The sequence below is a fragment of the Sporomusa sp. genome (assembly GCF_035561255.1).
Lineage (GTDB): Bacteria > Bacillota > Negativicutes > Sporomusales > Sporomusaceae > Sporomusa.
Genome location: NZ_DATMXX010000245.1, coordinates 1 through 9173, shown reverse-complemented (window position 1 = coordinate 9173; position 9173 = coordinate 1). Strand labels below are relative to the sequence as shown.

Sequence of the window (9173 nt, the reverse complement as noted above, 5' to 3'; positions counted from 1 at the left end):
ACTAGGTGACTACTTATATTGAAGCCGTTTATCGGCTCATTATCAATCAAATCTTATTTGTTGCTTGTGCTGCAAGCAGCACATCGCACATCTGGCATTTTTATGATGCATTACTTTACATTGTTCAGTTTTCAGGGAACGGTTTGTCGCATTCGCATTATTGCCGAACTTGACAGCTTTTATATGTTATCACGTTTATTGCACCGTGTCAACATAACATATTGGCATCACCGCTAAAGTGACAGCTTTGTTATGTTATCATAGCAGGTACCATAATGTCAACGTGTTTTTTTATTTCCTTTCTTAAAAGTAAAGCAGCCTGATCCTTTTCATTTAAAAGGATCAGGCTGCTTTACTCATATCACCAGAAGGTGCGCGGCATAATTCGCTCCAGTGGCCAAACCGGATTGCCCATACAGTCAAATGGTCCAATTTTCTCAGCAATCTCAGCTACTGCGGCGGTAGCTACAACAGGTACACCGATGCGCTTGGCCGCCTCGGTGATCCCCTGAGCACCACGCTGTACGATATCGACAGTAGTTTCTTCAGCCATATGAGTATTATTGAGCACGGCATCAACCCGTCCTAGGGTTGCGACATATTCTAAAATATTGTCCACTGTTGAGGTAAATGGCCGTGACATATTAAGTACAGCAATAATCTTAAGATAAGGACTCTCAAATGCACCCTCTACCAGATTAAAAATTCTCGCACCATGCACGCCATAACCAACGTCCATAATGATATTACCTTTGCGCCGCAATACCCAACGCATTGAACCTTTAATGACACTGCCAGCTTCGCCTAAACCCATAGTATCCTGAGTCTCCCACGCCACCACATCAAGTCCCAGATCTTCAAGTTCCTTTTTGATCGGCCGAAGCGTATAGCACGGCTCCACAGTATCCAGATCGACAATAGTAACAGGCAGGCCTTGCTTATTCAAATAAAGAGCCCTATTTACGGCATTCTCGCTTTTGCCGCTAGCATATTCGCCAACATATGCTTCAATGATCGGTTCAGTTAACTGCACATTTTTTACAGTATCCAATACTCAATACACTCCTTGTCCATACAAGATCCATTATCTAGATAAGATCGCGAGTTGAAATGCGCCAAATTTCTTAAGAATAACGATAGAGCTCTTTTCAGAATGACAGTATGTCTGGCTAATTAATAAATATTTTAAACAATATCAATAAAACAACTCCAGGCAAGCCTAAAAAACCGGCAACAAGTGCGGTAATGGGATTAATACCGATCGTAAAGCCGATATACCCACCGACAAAATTAACGACCCAAAGCATTATTCCCCCTACTAAACCGTTATATATCAGTTTAAACACCAGTTTTATGGGCATTAAAAACATCCGCCCAATAAGGTAGATTAAAATAATACCGAATGCATACGCAATAATAACATTAAACTCTAAACCTGCCGGTAAAAACGGCATCTCTTAAATCCCCCTTCAGAAATAGCTTTTTTCTTTAATTTTACCACGCTAGAATACCCTGCGTATAGTTCCTGCGTCAGTAATTTCTGTTATACTTACGCTCACAGGATACCGGATCCCCTCCTGGCGCGCTTTTCTTAGCAAATACATATACCTACGTTCATAGGCTTTGCTAAGATAAATAGCATAATCAATTAGATCTGAGTCAGTTACTGAATTATAATAAGTCTGAGCATATAACCAGTCCCGGCGGGCCTGATCCACCACTTCTGCTAGACCCGGTATGCCCTTAGATCCAGATTGTTCGGTATCCCACAGGCCCAATAGTCGCCGCCATGCCACCATAACTATCCCTCCAACATAAAGTAAGACTTAGCTACATGTGATGAGTAATCACATCTGCTTATAGACAATATATGTCGGCCAGTCCAAAATAATGAAAAATACCGGATCAAAATCCGGTATTTTAGACATGCGTCCTAATTGAACGGTGCATAACGAACCCCTTCATACCGGGCACGCTTCAGCAGATATGTATATTTCTTCTCGGCAGCCTGAATAAGATAAGCGGCATGATCAACCAAGTCGACATCGGAGACATTGTTATAATAGTTTTGAGCACTCACCCACTCTTGTCTTGCTTGCTCAATCTGCTGAGTCAACGGCGGCAAACTATGAACGATCGGCATATTTTGCGGTATAAAACCATTGATGATGTTCATTAACACTGTTTTCATTATATCTCCCCCTGTTATAGTATTCCCATAAACAGGCAGGATAAAACAGTGTCCCTACATTTCCCTGCGGTTTTCAAGAGCCTTGGATAATGTAACCTCGTCTGCATATTCGAGGTCGCCCCCCACTGGCAATCCGTGGGCAATGCGGGTAACTTTGACACCAAGCGGCTTGAGTAGTTTGGCGATGTACATCGCCGTCGCCTCACCCTCGACATTAGGGTTAGTAGCCATAATCACTTCTTGAATCCCCCGGCTTATCCGGTCTAAAAGTTCTTTCACCTTGATATCGTCAGGGCCTACTCCCTCAAGCGGCGACAGCGAACCATGCAATACATGGTATAAGCCTTTAAACTCACGAGTACGCTCCATCGCGGTTACATCTTTAGGGTCCTCAACTACACATACAATCGACTGGTCCCGCCCCTCAGACCGACAGATCTGACAAGGATCAGAATCTGTCAAATCAAAACAAACAGTACAGTAACTAACCCGCTCTTTTGCATCGACAATCGCTTGTGCCAAAGCTGTTACCTGGCTTTTATCCATTTTCAGCACATGATAAGCAAGACGCGCCGCCGATTTAGGTCCAATCCCCGGCAAGCGGCGGAAATGCTCAATCAACTTGGCGATTGGCGCAATGTAGCTCATAAATTAAAACATTCCTGGCGGTAGATTGAGACCGCCGGTCAGTTTGCCCATTTCCTGTGCCATCATATCATCCACTTTAGTCATTGCCTCATTAACAGCAGCAGCTACCAAATCTTCCAGCATTTCTACATCTTCAGGATCAACAGCTGAGGGTGCAATTTTAACAGACTGAATCTTCTTTTCGCCAGTAACTACGACCTTAACTGCGCCCCCCCCGGTGGATACCTCAATTGTGCGGGCTTTAAGTTCTTCCTGGAGTTTTGCCATATCTCCTTGAAGTTTTTGAACTTTTTTCATCATTCCTGCCATATTTCCCATATTTCCAAACATGTTATCATCCTCCTAATTTTAGTTTTCTTCCTTTACCTTAGTTACTGTACCGCCAAACATCATTTGGGCCTGCTTGACAGCCGGGTGGTTAATACCTGGATCGGATTGCACTGCAGGTACCGGCGGCGGTGACGCCGTTGGTTTAGCAACCGGTGTATCCTGCCCCAGGGAGCAGATGAGTTTTACTTGTTGTCCGGTAATTTGAGCAAGCGTTTTTTCAACGATTGCCCGGTAATCGTCTTTCTCAGTACGCTCCTTGGGAAAACTTGCAGCAAAGCGTACCATTGCCTGACTATCAGTAAGCGCTGTTAAATGCCCCTGCATGACACAGGCATGCACTGAGCGTTTACCACTAGTTAAGAGTTCCTTAAGCACTGCGGCCCATATCTCATTCAAATTTCCTATACTGCTACTTGGCGCTTCGGGAAGAGGCGGTGCAGCAGTAGCTTTAGCAGGCACTGACGGCCTCTCCTGCCGGGACGATTGTTGCTGTTGCTGGGGTGGTTCAGGCGAGACAGAAGCCTGTTTGGGGGATATTGAGATCGGCTGCACCGGCCGCGCACTTACAATGCTGGCCGCTGCCTCCGGCTGATTGGCAAGCCGAGCCTCTAACACCGTAACCCGCTCAATCAAAGCAGTAATATCTGTCCCCGCGGCTCGCCGGCATAATGTAATAAGCGCCATTTCCACAGCAATACGGGGTTCAGCCGCCCATTTAGTCTCGTTAGCGGTTGAGTGCAAGACTTCTAGCATCTCTACTAGCTCTTGGTGAGTAAATTTAGTGCTTTGTGCAGCCAATACCGACTTATCATCACTATACATTTCGATATTTTCAATCGAAGGAGCAGCTTTAAACAACATCAGGCTACGAGCATGAAGTGCCATTTCAATAAGTAATTGGCGCACATCTTTTCCCATGCTAATCAGTTCGTCAAGTTTGAGCAGGACGTTGTGAGCGTCACGTTCGGCGATAGCATCGGTTAGTTGCCACACCCATTCATGGCCAATCAAACCAAGCAATTGCCTAACATGGGCGGCAGTTATCAAATCACCGCTCTCTAAAGCAGCACATTGATCCAAGATACTAAGTGCATCCCGCATACCGCCGTCAGCCTGAATAGCAATAAGCTTAAGCGCCTCTGGCGCAGCCTGTAAGCCGCTATGCTCTGCTACAGTGGCTAAGCGTTGCTCAATTTCCCTTACGCCAATCCGGCGAAAATCATACCGTTGGCACCGGGAGTGAATTGTCGCCGGAATCTTATGTGGCTCAGTTGTTGCCAGGACAAACACTACATGGCCGGGTGGTTCCTCCAATGTCTTTAGTAGGGCATTAAAAGCCTCTGTTGTTAACATATGGACTTCATCAATTATGTATACTTTATAGCGCCCATCTACCGGTGCAAACTTGACGGTTTCCCGAAGGTCGCGAATCTCGTCAATTCCCCGGTTTGAGGCCGCATCCACCTCAAATACATCCATTGAAGTGCCGGCGGTAATCTTATCACAATTAGGGCAGACATTACAGGGGTTAGCTGTAGGACCATGCTGGCAATTAAGCGACTTGGCTAAAATTTTAGCCGTACTGGTTTTTCCGGTGCCCCGCGGCCCGGCAAATAAATAGGCGTGGGCAATCTTACCGCTAGCAATCGCATTTTTAAGGGTTTTACTAATATGCTCCTGCCCAACTAAATTGTCGAAGTCCTGCGGCCGCCACTTTCGGTATAATGCCACATAGGCCATACCCACACCTCCTACCTTACAAGATTGTTATATTCCACACCAGTAAAATGTTTCCCTTTTTCACAAAAATAATTAATATAGCAAAAAAGCAGCCGTATTTTTGGCTACTTTTAGTAAATGATTATGCGATTTTGTAGTTATGGCCTTTGTTTTCCACGACGGACCACAGCAGAAGCCAGGCACCCTTACGGCACATAGGAATGGTCACTTAGCGCTGCTTCCTTCCGAATCTGACGCGGTTCATGAGTTCCCATTGCGTAAGACCCGGCCCTGCTATAGCCCGGCCTAGAAAACAAAAAGCCGTTGAAGCGGCCCTGCAATAACTTTGGATTTTATGGCGGAGAGAGAGGGATTCGAACCCTCGGTACCGTTTCCAGTACACACGCTTTCCAGGCGTGCTCCTTCAACCACTCGGACATCTCTCCATGTGCTCTCAACAGAAATTCATTATATACTATTCAGACATACAATGCAAGCGGTAATTGCTTACAATAGTTGTACTACCTAATTAATCTACCTAGCTAGCTTGCGCCAGATACTGTTTAATTATAACTAGTACAAAAAGCCTTGTCAAGTTGCTGTTTCCTAAAAATCAATTTCATTAGCTTAAGCATTATATATCACTAATGCTACTTTGTCCAGATGTTTCTTACGCTAGTCGATCTAATCATAATCTTAGTCTCCTGCAATTAGGCATGCACTAGGCTACCAACTAACGGTCTGCATAATTGATTTTTCATTTCATGGTTGACCTAGTGAAGTAAGTCCAACCCCTTCAGATTAAGTGGTTGGACTTACTTCTTTTACGTAAAATTGCTAAGCTACTGTAAGTGCCTAGATTACGCCTGAACCACACCCTGTTGCCGTTCTGCGATTAAATCTTCCAGACGTTCTTTTTGACGCATCAGCTCGTCCACCGGGATTTCCCCCACTCCCTGAGCAGCTGGTATTTGTGCAGCCGGTGCCATAACGCGCATCGATTGTTCTGACATTATTTTGTACCCAAATGCCCCTGCAATAGTTCCAACAACCAAACCTATCCAAAAATCAGTTCTTGTAAACATCTATTTTCACCTCCTTTCCCTAACGTTCTACCACCGTTTTTTATTAACAACTAAGATCCGTGCACTATTTAGTACAACTCCAATAGTCGCAGCATTATGAATAAGAGCTGAAATCATCGGATTGGTTCGCCCGATCGCCCCCAGCAGCATTGCTGCAGTATTGACGGCAATTGTAGCAGTAAAGTTTTGCTGTACAATCTTCATAGTCTGCTTTCCTAATGTAACTACCTCAGAAAGCACCAGTGGGTCTTCAGAATTGATAGTAATCGCAGCTGACTCAACAGCGATATCTGTACGCCGTCCGCCCATAGCCACTCCCACATCAGCAAATGCTAAAGCGGGTGCATCGTTAATGCCGTCACCGACCATCAAGACCTGTGACCGCCGTTTTAGCCGATTCACTAAAGTTGCCTTATCCTCGGGCAAAACCTCGGCATAGTAAGCGTCAAGATCCAGTGCGGCTGCAACATGTTTCGCAACAGGTTCAGTATCACCGGTAATCATAACAACCTCATCAACGCCTTGCCGCCGTAACTGGTTAATAGTTTTTTTCAGATTAGGCCGAATGGGATCGCTCACTACCAGCAAGCCCAATAATGCTTGATCACGCGCCACATAGACCAGGTTATAGCCACATTCAGCCCCTGATTCATCCCCAAAGCCAGGGGATTGAAGCTTGTACTCCTCCATAAATCGCCAACTGCCGACCAGGATACGCCCGCCACGAATATCCTCGAAATCCGGCACCTCAGCTAAAATACCCCGGGCAATGATGGTTTCAGTACTGCTGTGAGGCGGTATTGCCCACCCTTGAGATTCCACATGGTCCAAGATAGCGCAAGCCAAGGGGTGAGCTGAATGCAATTCCGCCGAGGCGGCCAATAACAGCAATTCTCGTTCTTTAATCCCTGGAGCTGTTTTAACAGCAACAATTTGCGGTTTACCAATGGTAATTGTGCCGGTTTTGTCCATCACAACAGTATCTATTCCCGCCAAAGTCTCCACATAGTTGCCACCTTTAATCAAGACGCCCCGGCTGGCAGCCCGCCCTATCGCCGCCGAGATAGCCGTGGCGGTAGACAACTTTAACCCACAGGAAAAATCAATAAATAACATGTTTAACACGCGCTGCCAATCCTTAGTTGCCCCGTAAACCAAACCGGCAGCAATAAAGGATATCGGCACCAGCATATTAGCCATACGGTCAGCAAAGTTTTGCACTGGTGCCCGCCGCGCCTGCGCCTCTTCCACCATATGGACAATACGTGCCAACGCCGTATCATCCCCCATTTTTTCGACCACGATCTCCAGGAAACCATTCTGGAGCACAGTACCTGCGTAAACATAGTCTCCTACAGTTTTTTCGACAGGTATGTATTCACCCGTAATCGACGATTGGTCTACCGCCGCAGCCCCGGACAGTACCCGTCCATCCACGCATATCTTCTCTCCGAGGTGTACGCCTACCCGGTCACCAGGCTTCAGACTTTCTACTGCCACACGGACTTCATGGCCATCATCTTCAATTCTCCAAATATATTGCTGATCAAGGCGCAGGAGGTTAGAAATATGTTTACGAGCCCTTTCAGCAGTAAATGTAGTTAACATCTCAGCAAAATTAGAGAGAGCTAAAAGGGTCAGGCTGGATTCAGGTTTTCCGCCTAGAATTGAGGCCATAACCGCAGTTGTTGTGAGTGAATCGGCATTGGGCTGACGCTCAACCAGCAAACTACGTACACCACTGACAATAAATTTCCGGGCTACAAAAAGGACAAAAGCACTACGACCCAAATAAACGGCAGTAAATGCACCCGGCATTGCCATACGCAGTAGCTGCAATCCCACTAGACCGGCCCCAGCCAATATTGCATCCCGCCGGTATTCAACGAAGGGAGTATTGTCATCACTGCTATGTTTTGCAGGTAAAGCTGCAACCGGCTGATCTGCACGACCTGCACGCTGTATTTTGGCCACTAGATCTGGTAATACCAACTGCCCCTCATAGTATACGGTCAGATTCCCATTACTGCTGATATAAGCGCTGACGACAGACGGGTTTTGTCTGACGTTAGCCTCTAAAAGCGTTTTTTGACGTGCAGATAATGCCTTATTTATAGGTAAGGTTATATACCGGTATCCCATTAGCTACGCCCTTTCAGCAAGGAATAAGCCCACCATATCATCTGCGGGCCTGAAGGTCGCTGCCCCAGGTTCCACATCTTGGCACCACCGCGAAACAGCATCAATAACGCCATTATTGTACGCAAATCCAAGTTACTGGCAGTATTCTTAAATATATTGCGGTTTAATCTCCGGAAAAAACGTTGAATATCCATTCCCATTTTACCGTAATCTGACCGTGGCCCCGGCAATTTGTGCAATTGTTCAAGGTACTCCATCACTAGGTCAATGTGCTCGTCCGGAAGTGTATATTCTACTAAAAGACTGCCTGTTTCGGGACTGACTTTAACCTGGTTAATTCCCTTAACATTAACTAAGTGACGGCGCCACTCTCCTGCTAACTCTTTATTATGGAGCAAATCATCATGCTGGTAACGCCGTCTTCCTGGCAAAGCATGAACTAAAGAAAAGCCGTTGCCTCGCATAAGTTGACTGAGCTGACGTCCAGCGGAAATACCTAAAGCTAATCCGGTAAGATAAGTCATTTCATATCACCTTCCATATTGTTTAGCGACCAGTTGCTCCATGTCCCGCAGCAGAGGATTACGTAAAACATCCTCTGGCGAATAATGGATAAGCAGAGAACCAGTAGCAACATTAACCGCAAACTGTTTAATTTCCGGTATTGTCTCTAAATGTTCACTAACCTGCCGGGCTATCTCCGGATTGTTTAATAGATGCTGGGAGTATAGGCGAATACGGCCAGGTATATAATGCAGCACTTGAGTCTGCTGCAAAAACAGCTTTATCTTTGCCGACGAATTAAAAAAGTTCGTATACAGGGAGGATAGGTCCATCTCTTGTCTCTCCTTGTGCAAGTAATGTGTAAACTGCCTGCGATGTTGCCATGTATGAATAGTCGCCAACAGAGTGAAGCCGATTCCCAGCCATAAGTGAACCCGTTTATTGAGCGGCAAGGAAAGAAGACTCCCTAGTAATGATACCACTAATCCTAAGTTCACCCTGCCATGGCACAACCTCATCACATCAGCTCCTTATCTCATAATTGAATATCATCT

The 9173-nt window shown here is 45.8% G+C and carries 11 protein-coding genes, 1 tRNA gene and 1 other RNA gene; all 13 read right to left on the bottom strand.

The genetic code is table 11. The features are described 5' to 3' along the window. Positions 1-361 precede the first annotated feature (361 nt). The 13 genes from VN379_RS13920 to VN379_RS13860 all read right to left on the bottom strand — a co-directional run bounded on the left by VN379_RS13920 (position 362) and on the right by VN379_RS13860 (position 8951). Positions 362-1051 carry a hypothetical protein gene (locus VN379_RS13920; protein ID WP_325534822.1) on the bottom strand — a complete coding sequence of 230 codons (690 nt, stop codon included), beginning with the start codon at positions 1049-1051 and terminating at the stop codon, positions 362-364. 118 nt (positions 1052-1169) lie between these two features. Further along, the gene (locus tag VN379_RS13915) at positions 1170-1454 is read right to left on the bottom strand and encodes a pro-sigmaK processing inhibitor BofA family protein (protein ID WP_325534820.1); all 285 of its coding nucleotides are present in this window, start codon (positions 1452-1454) and stop codon (positions 1170-1172) included. Between the two features lie 48 nt (positions 1455-1502). Continuing rightward, the gene (locus VN379_RS13910) at positions 1503-1799 is read right to left on the bottom strand and encodes a YaaL family protein (RefSeq protein WP_325534818.1); all 297 of its coding nucleotides are present in this window, start codon (positions 1797-1799) and stop codon (positions 1503-1505) included. A gap of 134 nt (positions 1800-1933) precedes the next feature. Further along, on the bottom strand, positions 1934-2191 hold the full coding sequence (locus VN379_RS13905; RefSeq protein WP_325534816.1) for a YaaL family protein: 258 nt from the start codon (positions 2189-2191) through the stop codon (positions 1934-1936). A gap of 54 nt (positions 2192-2245) precedes the next feature. Then, positions 2246-2839, bottom strand: coding sequence for a recombination mediator RecR (recR, locus tag VN379_RS13900; RefSeq protein ID WP_325534814.1), 594 nt, complete (start codon positions 2837-2839; stop codon positions 2246-2248). Positions 2840-2842: 3 nt separating this feature from the next. Continuing rightward, positions 2843-3169 (bottom strand): YbaB/EbfC family nucleoid-associated protein, encoded by a 327-nt coding sequence (locus tag VN379_RS13895; RefSeq protein ID WP_325534812.1) that lies wholly within the window; start codon positions 3167-3169, stop codon positions 2843-2845. Between the two features lie 18 nt (positions 3170-3187). Next, positions 3188-4909 carry a DNA polymerase III subunit gamma/tau gene (gene dnaX, locus VN379_RS13890; RefSeq protein ID WP_325534810.1) on the bottom strand — a complete coding sequence of 574 codons (1722 nt, stop codon included), beginning with the start codon at positions 4907-4909 and terminating at the stop codon, positions 3188-3190. Between the two features lie 141 nt (positions 4910-5050). Beyond that, an RNA gene (gene ffs, locus VN379_RS13885) (signal recognition particle sRNA large type) lies at positions 5051-5211 on the bottom strand. A 33-nt stretch (positions 5212-5244) separates the two neighbouring features. Beyond that, positions 5245-5334 (bottom strand) — tRNA-Ser (locus VN379_RS13880). A 414-nt stretch (positions 5335-5748) separates the two neighbouring features. Then, entirely contained in the window at positions 5749-5973 is a 225-nt protein-coding gene (locus VN379_RS13875; RefSeq protein WP_325534808.1) for a hypothetical protein, read from the bottom strand. A gap of 27 nt (positions 5974-6000) precedes the next feature. Continuing rightward, positions 6001-8115, bottom strand: coding sequence for a cation-translocating P-type ATPase (locus VN379_RS13870; RefSeq protein WP_325534806.1), 2115 nt, complete (start codon positions 8113-8115; stop codon positions 6001-6003). Beyond that, positions 8115-8639 carry an HMA2 domain-containing protein gene (locus VN379_RS13865; RefSeq protein ID WP_325534804.1) on the bottom strand — a complete coding sequence of 175 codons (525 nt, stop codon included), beginning with the start codon at positions 8637-8639 and terminating at the stop codon, positions 8115-8117. The genes VN379_RS13870 and VN379_RS13865 overlap by 1 nt, the downstream gene beginning before the upstream one ends. Positions 8640-8645: 6 nt before the next feature. After that, positions 8646-8951 carry an HMA2 domain-containing protein gene (locus VN379_RS13860; protein ID WP_325534802.1) on the bottom strand — a complete coding sequence of 102 codons (306 nt, stop codon included), beginning with the start codon at positions 8949-8951 and terminating at the stop codon, positions 8646-8648. Between the last annotated feature and the right edge of the window lie 222 nt (positions 8952-9173).

Excerpts from the sequence above, each read along its gene's own strand:
- VN379_RS13895 (WP_325534812.1), bottom strand. The coding sequence starts at position 3,169 with ATGTTTGGAAATATGGGAAATATGGCAGGAATGATGAAAAAAGTTCAA.
- VN379_RS13910 (WP_325534818.1), bottom strand. The coding sequence starts at position 1,799 with ATGGTGGCATGGCGGCGACTATTGGGCCTGTGGGATACCGAACAATCT.
- recR (WP_325534814.1), bottom strand. The coding sequence starts at position 2,839 with ATGAGCTACATTGCGCCAATCGCCAAGTTGATTGAGCATTTCCGCCGC.
- dnaX (WP_325534810.1), bottom strand. The coding sequence starts at position 4,909 with ATGGCCTATGTGGCATTATACCGAAAGTGGCGGCCGCAGGACTTCGAC.
- VN379_RS13875 (WP_325534808.1), bottom strand. The coding sequence starts at position 5,973 with ATGTTTACAAGAACTGATTTTTGGATAGGTTTGGTTGTTGGAACTATT.
- VN379_RS13860 (WP_325534802.1), bottom strand. The coding sequence starts at position 8,951 with ATGGACCTATCCTCCCTGTATACGAACTTTTTTAATTCGTCGGCAAAG.
- VN379_RS13865 (WP_325534804.1), bottom strand. The coding sequence starts at position 8,639 with ATGACTTATCTTACCGGATTAGCTTTAGGTATTTCCGCTGGACGTCAG.
- VN379_RS13905 (WP_325534816.1), bottom strand. The coding sequence starts at position 2,191 with ATGAAAACAGTGTTAATGAACATCATCAATGGTTTTATACCGCAAAAT.
- VN379_RS13870 (WP_325534806.1), bottom strand. The coding sequence starts at position 8,115 with ATGGGATACCGGTATATAACCTTACCTATAAATAAGGCATTATCTGCA.
- VN379_RS13915 (WP_325534820.1), bottom strand. The coding sequence starts at position 1,454 with ATGCCGTTTTTACCGGCAGGTTTAGAGTTTAATGTTATTATTGCGTAT.